Origin of the sequence: Paenibacillus tuaregi (assembly GCF_900086655.1) — a bacterium.
Classification (GTDB): domain Bacteria; phylum Bacillota; class Bacilli; order Paenibacillales; family Paenibacillaceae; genus Fontibacillus; species Fontibacillus tuaregi.
Window position 1 is genome coordinate 4,406,766 of record NZ_LT575476.1, and the last position, 16,886, is coordinate 4,423,651.

The 16,886-nt window shown below is 54.7% G+C and carries 18 protein-coding genes; all 18 read right to left on the bottom strand.

Going from position 1 to position 16,886, the window contains the following annotated elements; translation table 11 throughout:
- Nucleotides 1-3: 3 nt before the first annotated feature.
- The 18 genes from BN6628_RS19685 to BN6628_RS19770 all read right to left on the bottom strand — a co-directional run bounded on the left by BN6628_RS19685 (nucleotide 4) and on the right by BN6628_RS19770 (nucleotide 16,708).
- Nucleotides 4-906, bottom strand: a complete 903-nt coding sequence (locus BN6628_RS19685) for an NAD-dependent epimerase/dehydratase family protein (RefSeq protein WP_068620036.1) — start codon at nucleotides 904-906, stop codon at nucleotides 4-6.
- A complete protein-coding gene (locus tag BN6628_RS19690; RefSeq protein WP_068620037.1) occupies nucleotides 893-1,729 on the bottom strand; it encodes a dTDP-4-dehydrorhamnose reductase family protein in 837 nt (278 codons plus the stop codon). Before BN6628_RS19690 ends, BN6628_RS19685 begins: the two co-directional genes overlap by 14 nt.
- On the bottom strand, nucleotides 1,726-2,712 hold the full coding sequence (locus BN6628_RS19695) for a polysaccharide biosynthesis protein (RefSeq protein ID WP_068620038.1): 987 nt from the start codon (nucleotides 2,710-2,712) through the stop codon (nucleotides 1,726-1,728). The genes BN6628_RS19690 and BN6628_RS19695 overlap by 4 nt, the downstream gene beginning before the upstream one ends.
- On the bottom strand, nucleotides 2,702-3,796 hold the full coding sequence (gene wecB / locus BN6628_RS19700; RefSeq protein ID WP_068620039.1) for a non-hydrolyzing UDP-N-acetylglucosamine 2-epimerase: 1,095 nt from the start codon (nucleotides 3,794-3,796) through the stop codon (nucleotides 2,702-2,704). Before wecB ends, BN6628_RS19695 begins: the two co-directional genes overlap by 11 nt.
- Before the next feature lie 124 nt (nucleotides 3,797-3,920).
- Nucleotides 3,921-5,399: a glycosyltransferase family 4 protein gene (locus tag BN6628_RS19705; RefSeq protein ID WP_157692490.1), complete on the bottom strand. Its 1,479-nt coding sequence runs from the start codon at nucleotides 5,397-5,399 to the stop codon at nucleotides 3,921-3,923.
- A gap of 59 nt (nucleotides 5,400-5,458) precedes the next feature.
- Complete coding sequence (locus BN6628_RS19710) at nucleotides 5,459-6,595, bottom strand: CgeB family protein (protein ID WP_068620041.1); 1,137 nt, start codon at nucleotides 6,593-6,595, stop codon at nucleotides 5,459-5,461.
- 53 nt (nucleotides 6,596-6,648) lie between these two features.
- Nucleotides 6,649-7,743 carry a CgeB family protein gene (locus tag BN6628_RS19715; RefSeq protein ID WP_068620042.1) on the bottom strand — a complete coding sequence of 365 codons (1,095 nt, stop codon included), beginning with the start codon at nucleotides 7,741-7,743 and terminating at the stop codon, nucleotides 6,649-6,651.
- A gap of 390 nt (nucleotides 7,744-8,133) precedes the next feature.
- Nucleotides 8,134-8,511 (bottom strand): FliH/SctL family protein, encoded by a 378-nt coding sequence (locus tag BN6628_RS19720; RefSeq protein ID WP_082926989.1) that lies wholly within the window; start codon nucleotides 8,509-8,511, stop codon nucleotides 8,134-8,136.
- Nucleotides 8,511-8,816, bottom strand: coding sequence for a hypothetical protein (locus tag BN6628_RS19725; protein WP_068620043.1), 306 nt, complete (start codon nucleotides 8,814-8,816; stop codon nucleotides 8,511-8,513). The genes BN6628_RS19720 and BN6628_RS19725 overlap by 1 nt, the downstream gene beginning before the upstream one ends.
- Nucleotides 8,813-9,163 (bottom strand): alpha-helical endospore appendage domain-containing protein, encoded by a 351-nt coding sequence (locus tag BN6628_RS19730; protein ID WP_068620044.1) that lies wholly within the window; start codon nucleotides 9,161-9,163, stop codon nucleotides 8,813-8,815. The genes BN6628_RS19725 and BN6628_RS19730 overlap by 4 nt, the downstream gene beginning before the upstream one ends.
- Nucleotides 9,164-9,187: 24 nt before the next feature.
- On the bottom strand, nucleotides 9,188-9,475 hold the full coding sequence (locus tag BN6628_RS19735; RefSeq protein ID WP_089153569.1) for a nucleoside-diphosphate sugar epimerase: 288 nt from the start codon (nucleotides 9,473-9,475) through the stop codon (nucleotides 9,188-9,190).
- A gap of 107 nt (nucleotides 9,476-9,582) precedes the next feature.
- Nucleotides 9,583-10,986, bottom strand: a complete 1,404-nt coding sequence (locus BN6628_RS19740) for a glycosyltransferase family 2 protein (RefSeq protein WP_068620045.1) — start codon at nucleotides 10,984-10,986, stop codon at nucleotides 9,583-9,585.
- Between the two features lie 13 nt (nucleotides 10,987-10,999).
- A complete protein-coding gene (locus BN6628_RS19745) occupies nucleotides 11,000-11,977 on the bottom strand; it encodes a GT-D fold domain-containing protein (RefSeq protein WP_235847674.1) in 978 nt (325 codons plus the stop codon).
- Nucleotides 11,978-12,225: 248 nt separating this feature from the next.
- Nucleotides 12,226-13,215 (bottom strand): dTDP-glucose 4,6-dehydratase, encoded by a 990-nt coding sequence (gene rfbB / locus BN6628_RS19750; protein ID WP_068620046.1) that lies wholly within the window; start codon nucleotides 13,213-13,215, stop codon nucleotides 12,226-12,228.
- Entirely contained in the window at nucleotides 13,212-13,943 is a 732-nt protein-coding gene (locus BN6628_RS19755; RefSeq protein ID WP_068620047.1) for a sugar phosphate nucleotidyltransferase, read from the bottom strand. Before BN6628_RS19755 ends, rfbB begins: the two co-directional genes overlap by 4 nt.
- 58 nt (nucleotides 13,944-14,001) lie before the next feature.
- Nucleotides 14,002-14,742, bottom strand: coding sequence for a glycosyltransferase family 2 protein (locus tag BN6628_RS19760; protein ID WP_068620048.1), 741 nt, complete (start codon nucleotides 14,740-14,742; stop codon nucleotides 14,002-14,004).
- Nucleotides 14,739-15,875 (bottom strand): glycosyltransferase family 2 protein, encoded by a 1,137-nt coding sequence (locus BN6628_RS19765; protein WP_235847675.1) that lies wholly within the window; start codon nucleotides 15,873-15,875, stop codon nucleotides 14,739-14,741. Before BN6628_RS19765 ends, BN6628_RS19760 begins: the two co-directional genes overlap by 4 nt.
- The gene (locus tag BN6628_RS19770) at nucleotides 15,872-16,708 is read right to left on the bottom strand and encodes a glycosyltransferase family 2 protein (protein ID WP_068620049.1); all 837 of its coding nucleotides are present in this window, start codon (nucleotides 16,706-16,708) and stop codon (nucleotides 15,872-15,874) included. Before BN6628_RS19770 ends, BN6628_RS19765 begins: the two co-directional genes overlap by 4 nt.
- Nucleotides 16,709-16,886 lie beyond the last annotated feature (178 nt).

Genomic DNA, 16,886 nt, shown 5'->3' on the forward strand with positions numbered 1-16,886 from the left:
GGCTTAGCCCCTCTCTGCCCGAAAATATTCAAGTATATCTGCAAGCGACTGCTCCCAGGTATAAGCCGGCTGCCAACCCAGCTGACGGAGGTGTTCAGGCTGAATAACCCTGCCGCCCCCATTTGCCGGAGCATCTCCAACCTCAAGCTGAATATCCCCCTGGGTCAAAGCCATCAGACCCTTGGCTACATCCCCTAACCTGCGTTCCACTCCGGAACATACGGGGGTCACGCTCCCCGTCCTGCCTTTCAGAAGCAGCAGTTCATATGCGGCAACCGCGTCACGGACATCCAGGAAATCTCTCTGCTCTTCGGCTGAGGATAAGCGGAAAACCTCCTGACTCTCCCCTCTCTCCCCCCGGGCAATATATCTGGCTAGCAGCGCACATATACCTGTTGACGGGCCGGGACCAATCAAGTTGCCCGGCTCAGCAGCAAGCACGTCCTGCCCAAACAGCTTCCCCCATGCCAAAGAGGCTATCTCCTGCACAGACTTGCTCAGGGCATAGGGATGTGTTGGCATCAATTCACCGTGCAGCTCAAACTTAAGCCGGGAGCTGGCGACAAGCACACGGCTGCCATGGGCAAATTCGCGGAGTGCCTCCAGAAGATAAATGGTGCCTATAATGTTGCTCTCCATGTACAACAGCGGCTGGGCCCATGACTCCGGCACGGAATTCTTACCAGCCAGATGAAGCACATATTTCGGCACAGTCCGTTCGATCAGGGTGCGAATCTGACCTTTGTCGGTCAGATCACAGGTGGCATATTCCACTCCGGGCTCCTGCCCCGTCTGAGGCCCCCGCGACACCGCAATGACCCGGTATCCCCGGTCTGCAAAATACCGGCAGGCATGACGGCCGGTGAACCCGGCCGCGCCCGTAATTAACACACTATTTGGACTCATAATGTTTCATCCATTCTGCTAGCTCCCGCAGCATGACCGGATAAGCGGGCAGCTTAAATTTAACGTCAGGGCGTGTGGATACCAGTGTACGGTCAAGCACCGGCTCATCATAAGGGACAACCGTCACGTCCGATTTGCCCCAGGCCATCTTGAACATCTGAAGCAGTTCATATTTGCTGACGATATCCGGATGGGCGAGATGGATAAGACCGGAAAGCTCTGAATCTAAGGATTGGTCAATCACCTTGGCCAGTTCCAGGGTAGTGACCCCATTCCAGAAGACACGCTCATAACCCGATACCTCTCCTTCCTGGCTGAGAAACCACTCCAGAAGGCCAATCCCGCCGGAGCGGATTTCGGGCCCGATAATGGAAGTCCGGATCGTCAGGTGACCGGCCTCACGGATCTCGCCGAGCGCCTTGGTGATCGCATACATGGAGGTTCCATCGGGCACATCCTCCTCCCGGTATCTTCCCCGGGTGCCAAGGAACACGCAATCCGTGCTGATATGGATCAGTCTGGCACCTATGCCATCCGCAGCGCGGCGAAGTCTGTGCGGCAGAAAGCCGTTAACATGATAAGCCCCGATTTTATCCTCTTCTGCTGACTGGTTTAGCACACCCACTGCATTAATTATGACATCGGGATGCACAATTTCCACTGCCTTCTCGAGGGTGGCAGGGTCATTTACATCAACAACCAGACTCTCCGGGTTGCGTGGATCCCGGGTTGTATGGAATACCTGATGAACGCCCTGCTCTTTGAAGTAGCGGACCAGCAGGTGGCCGGCCATCCCGTTTCCGCCAAATATGAGCAGTTTCATGACAGGAAGCCTCCCCGAATGAGGATATCTTTAATCTCCTCTTTGGTCATCAGATTCTTCTCGGAGCTGAAGCTGGAGAAGGAGACAAGCGGGGCGTGCTGATAGAATTCCTTGAGATTCGGGATATTCAGCGTAGGCAGAATGACCAGGTATTCTTCATCATAGACAACCGTAGTCTTGCTTTCGAAATCACTCATTAAAATTTCATGAATCTTCTCACCAGGACGGGTTCCGGTCTCTATAATTTCAACATCCTCCCTGCCTGAAGCCTCAATCAGCACCTCGGCGAGATCCACAATCCGGCATGTTGGCATCGTCATGACAAAGATCTCCCCGCCAATGCTCTCAACCGAAGCTTTGAAGAGGAGCTTAATCGCATCCGGCAGAGTGAGGAAGAAGCGGGTCATGTTAAAATCTGTAATCCGTACCTGCCCTTTCTGTTCAATCTGGTTCATGAATAGATGAACAACACTTCCGTTCGTCCCCAGAACGTTGCCGCCCCGGACGCAGACGAACTTCGTGCGTGTTGGAAGAAGGTTCGCATATACAATGAGCTTCTCCCCGATCGCCTTTGTCATCCCGTAGAAGTTGGACGGGTTCGCCGCCTTATCTGTGGAAATATAGATGACTTTCTTGACCTCGTTATCAATCGCCGCGTCAATCACATTCTGTGTTCCGATTACATTTGTCTTGAGTGCTTCATAAGGCTGATCCTCACATACTGGAACATGCTTCAGCGCAGCCAAATGAAATACGTAATCCACATTTTTGCAGGCGGCCGTCAGCGCTTCCTTGTCTCTAATATCTCCGATCCGGAACGTCAGGCGGTCGTCTTCGAATGCGCGGCTCATAGCAACCTGGGTGGACTCGCTGCGGGAGTAAATGATGATCTCTTTGGGCTGCTGCGGGAGCAGCTGTCTGATCAGCTCATACCCCCAGGATCCGGTACCCCCGGTTACCAATATCACTTGATTATTGAACATTGCGTTTCCCTCCAAGCAAGAATTTAACTACCTTCTCCGAAACATGATCCGCCAGGTAGCCATCCGGGCATTCCCAACTGCGGTCCATCTCGGTCATCAGCCGGACAGATGCCTCAATACGCTCCGCGTCCAATCCCGAGATAATATTGCTTCCGCAGTCCACCGTCTCCGGCCGTTCAGTTGTCTTCCGCAGCGTGACCGTCGGAACATGCATGATGCAGCATTCCTCCTGTACGGTCCCGCTGTCCGTCAATGCGCATAGCGTATGGCGCTCCAGATGAACAAAGTCGAAGAAGCCGAACGGCTCATGGAATTCTACAAGCGGGTTCATCTGCAGCGGGAAATCTTGGGCAATACGGGATTTCGTGCGGGGATGCAGGCTGCAGATCAGCCGCCGGCCGTAAGCTTCGGCCACCCGGTTAAGTCCCTTCATAATTTCCAGCAGATGCTCCGGCCGGTCCACATTTTCAGCCCGGTGTGTCGTCACCAGGAAGTAGCTCTCCGGCTCCAGATCCAGTTTCTTCAATATATCGCTGGAGAGGATCTGCTCCTCGTAATGCTTCATGACTTCGTAAATCGGATTTCCGGTCAGCACAATCCGGTTGCTGGGTACACCCTCCTGAACAAGGTGCCGCTTGCTCTGCTCAGTATATGGCATGTTGATAGAGGAGATCGCATCAATCACCTTACGGTTCTTCTCCTCGGGAACATCCAGATCAAAACACCGGTTGCCCGCCTCCATATGCACGACCGGAATACCCATGCGTTCCGCCAGGATAGCGCAGAGCGCACTGTTGGTGTCTCCAAGCAGCAGCACCTTATCGGGCTTCTCCTTCTCCAGGATCGCCTCCGCCTGAAGAAACATGGCGGAGAGCTGGCCTCCAAGGGAAGCCTGCCGTTCCTGCAGCACATAATCAGGAGGACGCAGACCGAGCTGGGTGAAGAAGATATCGCTTAGACCGTAAGTGAAGTTCTGACCCGTATGGACCAGTACATGCTTATCCGCATACCGGTCGAGCAGCGGAATAATCAGACTCAGCCTTATGATTTCAGGACGTGTTCCCAAAATCGTCATGATCCTCATGTGCTCAACTCCTTCTTTGTGTATTCTTTCGGGCCTGGCTTATTCAGCCAGGCCCATTGTCTTCCGATCCTCCCTCGGCTGAGGGCGAATTTACACCGCCCTCCTAAGCCTCCCTGCTGGAGCCTTAGCGTGCCTTAGCCCGGTGCCGACGCAGATTGGCCCGGCGGGCACGCCGAACACCAGCCGTCCGGCGGCGCTTTCCGCTTCTCCGCCCGGCCCCGACTCCCCCGCCTTTGCTGGCGCGTCTAAGGTGGCGCCCAAATTTGCGGCGCCGGCCTTTTCGTCTTTTGCTCCTAGCCACACTTTTCTTTAGGGGCTGGGCATCCGCGGACTGGGGATGAGCTAGCGGGGCTTGGGAAAGTGATGCAACAGGCAAGCAGATCAAGCCCTCTGCCCCTTCCTGAAGGTGGACCCGCTCCGGCTGCACATTTGACCAGCGGATCAGCCACTGTCTAATCCTCTCCTCATAGGCTGCAGAGCCAAACACCTCATGGACCCGCTGAAGATTAAGCGCAGCTGTCTGAGCAAGCTCGCCGGGGGCATCCAGGAGCATGCCAACCTTGGCCGCCAAGTCCGCGGAGTCCCCACATTCCGCCAGATAATGTCCGGAGCCTGCCATCTCCAGAATTTCGCGGAGTCCGCCCGAAGCGTAAGCCGCCACCGGCTTGCCGTACACCATAGCCTCAAGGGCCGTCAGGCCGAAGCCCTCAGGAACAAGACTAGGTACTACCACAATATCCATGGCACAATAAGCAGCCTCCACAGATTCCTCAAATGCGACAAAGGTGAACCGGGTACGGTACTCGGAAGCATTTACCTTGGAAAGACAGAGTGCGTAGTAATCTTTGTTGATGATTCTGCCGATCACCAGAAATCTTGCGTTGCGGTGAGTGGAGCAGATCATGAGTGCCATATCAATAAAATGGTCAAGCCCTTTTTCTTGAGTTAAAAATGAAGAGATGTATCCCACTAGCCGGTCATCCGGGTGAAGCCCCAATTCCATGCGCTTCTCCTCCCGGATCTGAGGCCAGCTATCTTGATGGACGGATTCCGGATTCCAGGAGGGGAACAACAGGCTGATCCTCTCCTCAGCCCCGGTGCCACGGAATACAGAGATGGAAGCCTCCGAAATCCCGATAATCCATTGGCTGTATCTGCTGATCAATTCGACCGACAGCGGTGTGAACTCGTTAACCACCATCGCTTCCGTAATGCTCCATATCACCGGGATTCCCAGCGTCGAGGCCGCTAAGGCGGGCAGGATATTGACGCAGGTGTTCGTAAGAACGTAATCCGGCGACTCGGTCCGGATCATCTCGGCTAGAGTCTGGCAGGCCAGACTGCTGCGCAGCCGGTCTGCCTCCTTGTGAAGATTGGCTGCTGGCGTGTACATTTCATACAAAAGCGGATATGACCGTACAATCACCGCCAGCCCCTGGCTCCTTGCCTGCCTGGTCAATTGGCCCTCCTGCGGAGCGACCAGAGTACAATTGAAGTGCACTGACAGCTTGCGGCACAGGAACAGGAGCAGCTTCTCAGCTCCGGTAATACTCCGTGTATTGCTGACATGAGAGAACAGCAGCAGCTTTGCTTTACTCCCCATCTCTAGGTCCTCCTCCCAAGTTAACGAAGAGAACATTTCACCTCCGTAGTCCGGATTGTTTATCCGAAGATTACGGTGAACATTTCATTAATCCGGTGGGCATACGTGTGCTCCGAATAAGTTCTCTCCAGCGCCCGGAGTGCAATGTCCCGCCGTTCCTTCTCATGAGTTAAATAAAAATCCACCTTCTCAAGCAATTCCTGAGGAGACTCATACGTCTCAATCTCAACTCCCGGTGTATAGAACCGGGCCAGATCAGCACGCTGGTCAATTAACTGAAGAGTACCGCTGGCCGCAATTTCGAATGTCCGGGGATTCGGTGAATCCGCATGAAGACGGATCGCATTGTTATTCACCGTATCGTCTTCATGGGAGCGGTGAAGGTTGATCACAATCTTAGAACCGCTGTACACCTCGGCTGTTTCACGCGGCCCCATCCATTTGCCCAGCTCTATACGGTCCGCATACTGCGCATATTCAGGAAGACGGTCCCACCAGATTCCGTTAATTCCAAGTCCACGCTCCATCAGACTTCCGATGATCGGACTCAAGAAATTGACCCGGTTCCAGTATGCCGACCCGATAAAACTGATTTCACGGCGGATCGCAGACATGGTTCTTACCGGCTTGTAATGCTCGGTAAATGCGCCGAAAGGAAGATAATGTACGTTCGCGCAGCCAATTTGCTGATAGAACGAGATACAATTCAGCTCTAAGGTGAATACATAATCATAATGGGGTGCCAGATGAACGGTAATATCCGTGTAATAAGGGTCATCCGTCAGCCATACCGCCGTTCTGATTCCCATGGCCCGCACTGCAGCCACTTCCTCTGCTCTGAGCTCCATTCCGTCCAGGGCAAGCACCAGATCGGGACGGTGCTGGTCCGCCAGGGTGGCAACCGGCTGATGCGGATCTGTCAGAATCACCTCGGCGGTTAAAGTACGGAGAGTTGTGATGACCGCTTCATCAATGGGGGAATAGGGATACCCCTTGCCAGAGGCCACATACAGCACCCGGATGTTTCTTAAAGGAAAAGAGGCACGGTGCCGGTTGACGATGACATCCGCCCGGCCGCGCAGATAACCTTCATCGTACCCGTCCTGCAGTCCGGCCGCTCTTCCACGGTTTCTTGCGTCCGCGCCAAGATCGGGCGGCACACGGAAAGCTGCGGTTTTTACCCGTTTTCTCAACATGTCTTCACTCCTAAGCTATTAATGTACGGCGGTCAGCCTCGGTTACATTGCCTTTAGGCCTTTGAAACCGCGGCAAGCAGCCTGCTGATCCGGTCTCTGTAGGTGTGGTATTTGCGGGTGGTTAAGAGAGAACGCCAGGCCACGGCCGCCCGCTCTTGTTCATTCCCCAGATAGTAGGCAATCTTCTCTTGAAGCTCCGCTGTACTCGAGAACGTTTCAATATCGTAGCCAGGCCGGTAATAGTCTGTAAGATCCTCCCGGACATCCGTAATCTGCAAGGTGCCGCAGGCACTGATCTCATAGGTTCGGGGGTTGATGGAGCTGCCGGCCAGCCCCCTGCTGTTGCGGTTGTCCTGTCCCGGCTCGGTGGGCCTGTGAAGATTGATTACAATTTTGGCGCCGTTGTAATAGCGCGCCGTCTCCTCAGGAGCTATCCACCCGCTGCGGATAAAAGACGAGAGCTTCTGGCCTTCGTGAAGCCGCTCCCAGAAGCCACCCGCAATAAACACCTTTTTGCCCTGTAAGAAGGAAGCCATCTCATCAAACAGAGCTGCGCGGTTCCAAAAGGCGTTGCCGATAAAGCAAATATCATACTGATACTGCTCTCCTACCTGTTGAGGAAGGTACAGTTCCGGCCCGGCGGCAAGCGGAAGATAGTGAACCCGCGTGCATCCAAGCTCCCTGTACAGTTGAACCCCGGTCAGCTCATGTGTAAATACCTCATCATAATGGGGAGCCAGGAGGGCGGTATCATCGGAGAAATACGGATCATCCACAAACCATACCGCCACCTTGATGCCCCTGGCCCGGATCTGGTCCACATGCTGCGTATGCTCCGGCGGAAAGACATGCAGCCCGTTCATGACCAATACCAGGTCCGGCTGCATAGACACGGCTTTCTCCAGCATCCCGCCGGGAAGGGACACCTCAAGCTCCGCTGCGGACTCTTTGAGTGCGGCAATAATGCTCTGATCAATCGCATCGAATCCTTGGGGCACGTACAGTACCCGAAGGTTGAATAGGTCTGGTGGCTGAACCGGAATACGTCCAAGTACAGCCTGGCACCCCCCAAAGCGGTAACCTTCCCAGTAACCCGGGAGATAGCCGTCACGCTGCTCCGCTTGCAACAGAGTACTCACGGCATTCATCCTATCTGTCTTGGTTTAATGATCCCTATACATATATGCACCGGGGGTACGTGCATCATGGACGGTTATCCGTACAAGCGAAAATTTGGCGAATGACCAAAAAACTATATAAAATGAACTTATGAAGCTTAACCTTTTGAGGTGCTGCGATGCCGAGTGTTCTTACGACCGCTGTTGTCTCCGAAATCCTTGAAATTTATATCCAGTGGTGCATTTCGGAGACAAAGGCGGGCGCTCCGCTTCTTCAGAATCACTCGGCCTCTCCGCTGAGAGAGGTTAATTCTAAAGTTCCTTTTATATAGAAATAAAAAAAAGACCGAACCAGAGCCCGAGGCTCAAGTTCAGTCCTTATTTCACACCTTTAATAACCAACCAGCCTGTTACCACGCCTTACCGGCGGGGATCGCTGTAGGCCAGCTTATGCCCGTCTTCGAATCCTTGGGCAAAGCCCGCATTAAATCCCTCCTGATAAGTCTCGCTGTACCCCTGCTGGTATTCCGCCGCAGGATTTGCGGGGACCGCTTCCTGAACCGGCTCGACCTGAGGAAGCGCGGCAAGCTTGCGCCCGAGCTGCTTCTTGCGCGAAGAGAGCCGGCGTCCAAGGGATTTACGCCGAAGCGGTCCGCGGCCGGTTCTCCTCCCGGCAGATCTCGCCGGACGGGCTAGGGCCCTCCGTCTGCCCAGCTTTCGTGTACGAACCCTGATCTTCCTGGAGACAAGCAGCCTTCTCCTGCGGCGGGCTGCAGGCCGTCTAATTTTGATTGCCATTAATTCTCCTCCTGTTCTCCCCGGGCTGCAAATGCTGGAAGGTCTAAACTAGGGTTAATCCATGGCGTTGTAGGAGTTCCATAATATTGGCGATTCAGCCTGATACCGGTCAGCATCCCGGCCATCGCACTTTGATAATTCGTAAGCACTCTTATATTCTCACACAGCTGTTTGGATGCAGTCTCGGATTGTTCGGTGACATCCGCGATGCTGTCCAGAATCCGGGCAATGGCTGCCTGGCTCTTGGCCAGAGATTGAACAAGCTGGAGCTTGATTTCATGCTCGGATGCGGCACCAATCATCATTTGCCCATCTCTCCGAGATCAAAACCTCCACCCCCGAACATGCTCCCCATGTCAGTCGAACCGCCCGAGTCCCCTTCATCTGTGGTAAGAACAGCTTTTAGATTGCTGCTGAGTCCAGTCTGCAGCTTGGTCAGCCCCTCAAGCACCTCAACGATCTGCTCATGTACCGAAAGCGGATCAGATACCTGCTTCTCATGCTCGTCAAAGCTGTGGCCATGCAAGTGGTTCAGCGTCCAATTGCGGATCTTCTCCGCTTCCACCGCTTTGGCCTCCAGCATCATAGCGACGTTCCACTGTATTTTGGACGATGCATCAAGCATATTCAAATAGGCCTGATTTCTACTCATCTTCTCAACCCCGCTTCAGTCATCCTATTCCTCATCCTGGCCATTCATCTCTTTCATCAGTATGCCAAGGCTCTCTGCCATAGCCTCCTGAAGATCAGCTATCGCATTTAAATAAGACACCACGTTCTTGTTTACCCGCCCCGCATTCTCCATCAGTCCATCTATTCCGTCAAAAGACGGCTCGGTATCCGGCAGATCATGGATGATTTGAGCCATCCGGACAGCCACCTGCCTCTCAGCATCTATAACCCGTGCCATCTGTTGATGGGAGTGAGACATATGAAGGATGAGTTCCGTGATTTTCTGCTCCACTCTGCTTCCTCCCTGTCCGGCTGCAGCCGAAGCCGCCCGGCGTCCTTTTCTTATTCCAGCATATGCGGGAGCGAAAAGGACGGTTCCTCCGGCCCCCGCCAGTTCATTTACAAATGTCCGGCAATCAGGCTGACCCGGGGCAGGATAGGAAGCCCTTCCGGCAGTGCAAGCACATGCTCCGGTACAGGGTGCGGAGTGCTGGCCTCAACTCCCCAGCTCTGGGCAGCATACGCAGTGACGAATTCCCTGCGGCTGCCCTGCTGAACCTGCATCCACCGCCCGTCCGCAAGGCGGTACACCGCCCCTTCCACGGCTTCCTCTCCCGAACTTGAACGTGTGCTGATCTCTTCCATTCTACGGCGGACCTCCGCTCCGGCAAGCGGCTCTGCCGTTCCAAGAAGACGAAGGTCAACCATGGACAAGAGAACCGGCTCCGGGAGCGGCAGCAATCCAAGCTGAGCATCATCGTCCAGAATCAAGTGCTTCCTGCCTTGTTCCAGCCACCAGCAGCGTCCTCCCGAATCGCGTACCCGGATATGGGCCGGGAAATAATCAGCAGTTTTTAATGTGAAATTAAGCCGTCCCTCAGCCTTAAGCAGTTGGAGCCGTTCGAACGAATTCCCCCACTTTTCCGCAAAAAACTGCCTGTTGCCTTCGTTCACTTCCCGGTATCCTTCAGCGCCAAGCGTTCTCATCGTCATACTTCCTGTATGATGGATAAAAGTATCTCCGGCAATCAGAAGCGACCTCCCCAGATACCTGAGCCTAACCATAAGGTCATCATCTTCAAAGTTTCCAACCCGGTAGCCTTCATCAAAATACCCTGATCTCTCCCAGACTTCCCTCTTCATTAACAGGCAAAAGCCCGCAAGCCGTTCTGTGGTCTGCCAGCGGCCGGGATTACTTTGGTTATACGCCGCAGCGAACGGCCACATCTCGGAAACCTCCCGATAAGGCACTTCAATCTGCTGCTCTCCGCTGATATAATTCGTAACCGGGCCAACCGCACCAACCTCCGGACTGCTCTCCAGACAGAGCAGCAAATTGCTCAGCCACCGCTCGGTTACCAGGGTATCATTGTTAAGCAGAACAATCGTCCGGCCCTTGGACATCATTAGCCCGGTATTAACCGCCCTGGCGAAGCCTAAATTGGACTCGTGAAGTCCAATCCGGATGCTCCCCGCGCGGCTGCGCAGCGCCTTCACCGTCCCATCCGTTGAGCCATTGTCCACAACAATGATCTCAAAGGGATGTGTTGTATGAGCCTCGATGCTGTCAATACATTTCATCAGCAGTTCCCTGCCGTTATATGTGGGGATGATGATACTGGTTCCTTCAAAAGCCTTGCCGAAATCCTCAATCCCAGCCTGCACTCCCTGTGTATACCCCGCCTTATACCCCTGGCTGTACCTTTCGCGTCCGTGCCGGCCTGAGGCAGGGCCCGGCAGCCTTGTGTCTGCTCTTCTTCTACGGCCCGTTTTAAACCGGGCCTTCTTCCTGACAACCGGCATGATTGCCACCTCCTTACGGCAGGCCCAGCTGGACCTCCCCGTTCTCAAGCTTATTGGCCAAATGCCCGAAGTCCACAGCTGCCACACCGAGCTCTTGAGCGATGATCGGGCAGAGGATCACCGCGGCAATTCCAGCGGCTACCAGAGCGATATCAAATGAACCCCGCAGCTCCCGGATTCGGTTCATAACGCTGTCGGTGTCCGCAGCCCCATTCACCTCGCCCACACAGCCGCTCACCTGAACCCCGTTTATCGCAAGAACCTGAGCCAGCCCGGCAGCCTTGTTTCCGACAATAAGCACGCGGCGGCCTTGAAGAACTCTCATCAGATATCCCTGCTCGTTCAGGGCGTAGTTGATGGTTGAGGAGGTGAGCCTGAGCGAACGGTAGTCAATCCCATAATGGCGCAGCACTGGAAACAGCAGGCCCTGGTAATTAGGATGACGGGATTCCGGAATCCCGATCAGGTCTGCCGCCAGAAGGGATGCGGCAATACGATCCCTCACCGGGTGATCAGGCAGCTGAACGCCCGCATAAGTGAGGAATGGGCCTCTGGCCCGTGCCTCCTCTACCGTCAGGACGGTATCATGGGCGAGTGTAAGCAGCTCGCCGTCTCCAAGCCGGACCAGAGAGAATGGACGCCCCAGGCTTAGGGCATCCATAAGCAGCCCGCTAACCGCTGACGGGGACAGCAGCGGCATCAGGCTCAAGACATGCTGCCGGAAGCCCGCCTCGATTAAATGGTCGGCCGTTAGCTCAGGCAGAACATAATAAGGAGGGATAAGCCTGCTCACCCGGCCCTCCCCACCTTCATACAGCCCCTGCCAATAGCCTTCCGTGAAAGCTTCCTGCCGGATTAGCGTTTCCGCTTCCCCCGCCAGCGGATATACTCCGGCAGGAGCCGGATTGGCATTGCCGGAGGAGGGAATCCGGGGTCCTGGGCTCGCCGAGATGGGGGGCATGCCTCCCATCTCGGCCGTGTGACCGGCCAATGGCGCCCCTCCTCTGCTTCCCGTTCCTGCCGGACCTTTATGCATCGGTGGCGAAGCTCCCCTGCGGATACGGGAGCCCCTCCGTTTCCGGAGTCGTGTCCTCCATCTCCGGGCCTTGCGGAGGCCCCATGCACGCCTAGCCAGCCTACGGGACCTTCCCGGAATTTTGAAGGAACGCGCACGCTTAAGACTTCTTCTTCCTCGTCTCAATTCAGCACCTCCGCTCCCGAAGGATACGTTCCTTCACATTATAAAGAGCTCCTGTACTCTCCGCTCTGAATCCTTCTCAGCCATTCATCCGCCTGAACATACCAGGCGACCGTGCTTCCAAGCCCCTCGGTTAAATGGATTTCCGGCTTCCAGCCGAGAGCCGCCCCGATCTTGGACGGATCGATAGCATACCGCTGGTCATGGCCCAGGCGGTCCGGGACGAATTCAAGCAGACTGTGAGGCTTGTCAAGCAGGTCGAGAATCCGGGCAGCCAGCTTCAGATTGCTCAGCTCATTGTGGCCGCCAATATTATAGACTTCTCCCGCTTGCCCCTGACGCAGCGCCAAATCCACCGCCCGGCAGTGGTCTGTCACATGAAGCCAGTCCCGGACATTGCTTCCATCTCCATATATTGGAATCGGCTGGTTCTGAAGCGCCCTCGAGATGATGGTGGGAATCAGCTTCTCCGGGAACTGCCGGGGACCATAGTTGTTCGAGCAGCGAGTAATCACAGCCGGGAATCCGTACGTATGGTAATAGGAACGTACTAACAGATCGGAGCCGGCTTTGCTGGCCGCGTAGGGGCTGTTAGGAGCAAGGGGCGTCTCTTCCGTGAAATACCCCTCTTCCCCCAGCGAGCCGTATACCTCGTCCGTCGACACATGCACGAATTTCTTCACACCCCTGCGGCGTGATTCCTCCAGCAGGTTCAAGGTTCCGAGCACATTGGTCTGGGCGAAGAGCCCCGGGCTTTGAATGCTCCGGTCCACATGGGACTCTGCCGCAAAGTGAACCACCCCGTCAATTTCATCCTCGAAAGCCTTCCGGATTTCTTCGGGCGATCGTATGTCCCCTCTGACCCAGCGGTAGTGAGGGTGATCCCGGAAAGACAGGGTGTTATCCGGGTTACCGGCATAAGTTGCCGCATCGAGATTCACGATATGAAGAGAGGGGTACCTCTCAAGCATGTACTCAATAAAATGGCTTCCAATAAACCCGAGCCCTCCCGTAACCAGCAGGCGGATCATGGCAGTTCCCCCTTCATCTGCTGATGGGCCTCTTCCAGGGATTCAAACGTCCCGGCATCTCCCCACCACTTTTGCAGAACATTATATTCCAGCCTGCCTTGGGAGGCATATACATTGTTCACGTCCGTGATCTCCAGCTCTCCGCGGCTGGAAGGGGTTATTCCTCCAATGATGTCGAAGACCTCGTCATCATACATATAGATTCCTGTAACACAATATTCGGACTTCGGCTGTTCAGGCTTCTCTTCAATATAGGCGATCAGTGCGTTATTCTTCTCATCAAAAACGGGCACTCCATATCTTCTTGGATCATCTACAGGTTTGAGCAGCACCCTGGCACTGCCGGAAGGCTGCTTCATGAACTCGCGCACATAAGGACCGAGATCATCAAGGAACAGATTATCGCCAAGCAGAACCACAAACCGTTCCCCGGGAGCAATATAATTCTTTGCCAATTCCAGCGCTTCGGCGATGCCGCCCGCATTTTCCTGTATTTTATAAGTCAGACTGACCCCCAGAGCTTCTCCGCCCCCAAGGTAGTCAGTATATAGGCCCGCCGACTGCTTCCCAATCACGATGAGAATATCGGTGATGCCTGCCTGGCGGAGGCGCTCAATAGCGTAGCTCACCATGGGTTGCTTCCCGACGGGGAGCAGATGCTTGTTGATGAGACGGGTTAATGGATGCAGTCTCGTCCCTGTCCCTCCCGCCAATATCACACCTTTCATGGACTCTCCTCCTTAACCGCTTATCAATTTATTTATAATGAAGCTTCAAAAATAAAATTTAAAGAAACGCGTGAGGATCTACTCCCCATTTCTCCATGAATAACTGTCTTCCTCTGCTAACCATAGCGTCCCACCCGTTAGGATGACCAGCCTTAAAGCTGGCGCTGCCTTCATGGTGAATAAATGTATCTTTGCATATCAGCAGGCGGTACCCATAAGCGCGCGCTCTGTAGCAGTAGTCATCGTCCTCGAAATGGCCTGGACTAAACCGCTCATCCAAGAACCCTACGTCCTGCAGGACTTTACGTTTAAAGAGGAGGCACAGACCAACAATTCGCCGGGTCTCCTCCCACTTTGACGGGTCCGGTTGATTCCAGGCAGCAGCAAAGCATTCATATTCCTCACGGCTGCTGTAGCTGGTCTCCACCTGCTGTCTTCCGCTGGCATAATTGGTGACCGGGCCGACCATCCCCACATCCCCGCTGCTGTGAAGCGCCGCAAGCAGATTCGTCAGCCATCCCCGGCTAGCGAGACAATCATTGTTAAGCAGCATCAGATGATCACCGCCGGCAATAGACAGCCCTTTGTTGCAGGCGGCGGGAAATCCGGCGTTTGACGGCATCGAGATCAAAATCAGCTTTTCCCGAACACAGTACTCGGCTGTGCCGTCAACCGACCCATTGTCAACCACTATGATCTCATAAGGAGCCGGGGTATGCTTCCGAATCGATTCCACACATGGAGCAAGCAAATGCAGTCCGTTATACGTAGGTATGATAATACTGGTCATTCCCGTCATCCTGAATTCCTCGCTTTAGCTAATTCGGCTCTCGGCTGGGAGGTTAGCCCAAGCCTGACCCCACTTCGTTTCATGGCCTCGCCCAGCGCTTCAATGTGATCGCCCAGAATAAGTTTGCCAACGGCGTTGCCTTCCCCGGTATTTCCTTTTCGGATGCGGTTGCTCTTGATGACATTGATCTTGGCGACAGTGGATATCTTAAGTCCGGACAGGACCGCCAGAGCCAACGCCTTTGGGGGAACGGCCAGTGCAGCAGTTCCTAACATGGTGATCGCCCTCCTGGAGAGAGCATGGGGAATTGCGGTTAACGAATTGCTCTTCAGATCAGGTCTGCCAAGAACAAGATTGAGAAAGGCTTTGCTCCGGGTCACGCTATCCTGCCCTTGAAAAGCGGGCAGCCAAGAGGAAATATCGTTCAGTGCCACGTCTGTTCCCTTATCCACAGCGTAGAGGAAAGCCCCAAGCTGCTCTGCCGGTACAACCAAATCTCCATCCATGAATAGCAAAATGTCCCCTACGGCAGCTGCCGCGCCAATCGCCCGGCCCACATCATGCCCCAGCCGTTCGGGATAATGCAGGAGTGTGACGTTCTTGTGCTTGCGCGCCTCCGCAAAGCTTCGATCTGTACAACCATTCAAGACAACAATAATCTCCCTGAAGGGGAGCTTCTCCAATTCTGCCAGAACGGCCGATACCGTCTTCTCCTCATCGCATACGGTCACTATCGCTGAAGCGCTTTTGTCCAGAAGAAGTGGAATGACAGAACCGGCTGTGCCGGGTACGGCGGAATAGCCTTTGTTATAGGCATTTGCGCTGGCCCATAATCCGGACAGGGACTGTCCTCCACGCCCAAATTGCCTGTGCCAGTCCCGAAAACTCGTGATCAGATGTTCCCTGGTCCGCTGATCCTCCTGAACCGCGGCAGCCTGTGCCATCCCCGCCTGATAAGCAGTACGCTCTAGAAGGGAAATGGAGCTTTTGGCTGCAAGCCTCCTCCGTTTGCGTCTAATAGCAGATCTAGACTTGAAACGCATTGCTCTGTGACGGACTCTTCTGCCTCTTGCCTGCCGCAGCCTCCTGCGGCTTGTTCTCCTGGGCGCCCCCTTCATTCTCGTTCTTGTTCCCGTTCTCATGATCTTAACCTCCCGCGCTGCCGGGAAAGATCAGTATAACCGGCCCTCGGACCCAGCTTGTCAATCAGCCAGCGCACCGCCTCAAGATGATCTCCCGTGACCAGGGAGCTCAGAGGGTCCGAACCGCGGACCTTGCCTCTCCGGGCATTTAGCTGACCAACAGGGACCGAATATACAGGCTTAACGACAAGACCCATACTTACCGCCATGGCATGGGCGAGCGGCGGAATCTCCAAAGCCGCGAAGCCGATGATCTCCAGCGCTCGCCTGCTCAGGGCATGGGGAACCGCAGTCATTGATGCCCCCCTCAGGTCCGGCCGTGCCAGAATTGCGTTCAATGTATATTTCGCCAGAACAACGGGATGTGGTTCCTTTCGTTCCACAGGCCCGCTGTAATCATTTAGAGCAATATCCGCCCCATCGGATGCGACCGCTTCGACAAAGGGCTTGAGATGGCGGCTTGCAATCACCATATCCGCATCTATGAATAGCAGTACCTTTCCCTTGGCGGCCTCCGCCCCAATCCGCCTTCCCACATCATGACCCAGAGGATATGGATAGGTGAGCACACGGGCACCCCGCTTCAGGGCGATTTCGGAGGTTCTGTCCACCGAACCATTCACCACCACGATCACTTCGCTGCTCGGATGCACCCGGCCTGCCTCACGCAGTACCCCCTCCATAGTCCGCTGTTCATTCATCGCCGGGATGATGACGGATACCAGGGGATCCGGATCATTGAACAGCTTCCATCTACCGGGGGCTTTGGATGAGGATGAGGCACGCGGCCTGTGGGAACTCCGGTACCAGGCTCTCTTGCGCCTAATCTCCATGGTCATACACCTCCCTTTTGACCGAAATGTCCCATACAATAGCTTATGTCTGACCGGACACCTTGTAACGGCAAACGTACAATTGCCAAAGATGACATTACGTTGCTTCCCCCGGCAGTAGTCTAACCGGGCTTGTCCGGCTTATATAAGGAATTGCTAAAAAGACTGATTCACCGCG